Raw genomic sequence first — 1,478 nt, 5'->3', positions numbered from 1 at the left:
CAATACCGGTGACTTTGGTGGGTTCTGGTCGTTGGGTGGGGTATGCCAAGGCCGGGTCAGTTGAAGTCGTCGGGGGTTGATCGGTTCTCGGATCGGATCGCGTTGGGAGTGCTGACGCGGGCGTTTCCTCCGGAGCTGGTCGACGAGGTGGTTGCCGAGTGCGGCCGGGTCGAGCAGCGGACGAGGCTGCTGCCGGCGCGGGTGGTGGTGTACTTCGTCCTGGCGATGTGCCTGTTCTTCGGGCAGGGCTACGAGGAAGTGGCACGGCTCCTGGTCCAGGGTCTGGAGCGGGAGGGCCGCTGGGCGAAGGCCTGGCGAGTGCCCACCACGGCGGCGATTGGACGGGCCCGACTGCGGTTGGGCCCGGAACCGCTGCGGGCCCTGTTCGTCCGGGTCTGTCGTCCGGTCGCGGTCGCGGCGACGCAGGGTGCCTGGTATCGGCAGTGGCGGCTGGTCGCGGTCGACGGCACCGTGTTCGACATCCCGGACACGGCGGTGAACGCCGAGTTCTTCGGACGGCCGGGAACCAGTCGTGGCCAGGGTCGCAGTGCGTATCCGCAGGCGAGGGTGGCGGCCCTGGCCGAGTGCGGGACCCACGCGGTGTTCGCGGCCGAGGTCGGCCCGCTGACGGTCCACGAAAGCGTCCTGGCGGAGCGGCTGTTCTCCTCCATGACCGAAGGCATGCTCGTGCTCGCCGACCGGGGCTTTTGCGGCTTCGACCTGTGGCGGGCCGCGAAGGGCGGGGGTGCCGATCTGCTGTGGCGGGTCCGCAGCGTCGTCGTCCTGCCGGTCCTGGAGACCCTTCCCGACGGTTCCTACCTGTCGGAGATCGTGGCCGCGCGGGACAACTACCGGCGCACGGACCCGGAGCGGGTACGAGTGATCGAGTACACACTCGGCCCGCGTGGCGGTGACGGTACTCGCTACCGGCTGATCACCAGCATCCTTGACCCAGCTCGGGCGCCGGCTGCGGAACTGGCGGCCCTGTACGCCCAGCGCTGGGAGATCGAGAACACCCTGGACGAGATCAAAAATCACCAGGGCGGTCCCGGACTGGTCCTGCGCTCCCAGCACCCAGCCGGGGTCGAGCAGGAGATCTTCGCCTTCCTGCTGGTCCACCACGCACTGAGGGACCTGATGCACCAGGCCGCCCTCAAAGGCGGTCACGACCCGGACCGGCTTTCGTTCACCCGCACCCTTCGCGTCGTGCGCCGCCACGTCACCGGGCAGGCGGCGCTTTCCCCCCTCCCGGCTCGCCCGGGCCATCACCCAGAGCCTGCGTGAGATCACCGAACGACTGCTGCCCGCACGGCGGTTGCGCTCCAACCCGCGAGTGATCAAACGCAAGATGTCCAACTGGAAGCTCAAACGCACCGAACATCGCAACCCGACGGCACCCGACACTCCAACCGTCCGGCTGGTCGCACCCACCAGAGCCAGCCCGACCAGCCGGAAAACGACCTAAATCACCGGTATTG

1 protein-coding gene is annotated in these 1,478 nt (G+C 68.6%); it reads left to right on the top strand.

Going from position 1 to position 1,478, the window contains the following annotated elements:
- Positions 1–42 precede the first annotated feature (42 nt).
- Positions 43–1,284, top strand: coding sequence for an IS4 family transposase (locus tag ABH937_RS38175; protein ID WP_370220857.1), 1,242 nt, complete (start codon positions 43–45; stop codon positions 1,282–1,284).
- Positions 1,285–1,478: the final 194 nt, after the last annotated feature.

Origin of the sequence: Kitasatospora sp. GAS1066B (genome assembly GCF_041262605.1) — a bacterium.
Classification (GTDB): Bacteria; Actinomycetota; Actinomycetes; order Streptomycetales; family Streptomycetaceae; genus Kitasatospora.
This window is presented reverse-complemented; position numbering and strand designations above follow the sequence as displayed.

Bases quoted from the DNA above. Each gene is read 5' to 3' on its own strand.
- ABH937_RS38175 (WP_370220857.1), top strand. From the start codon at position 43: ATGCCAAGGCCGGGTCAGTTGAAGTCGTCGGGGGTTGATCGGTTCTCG.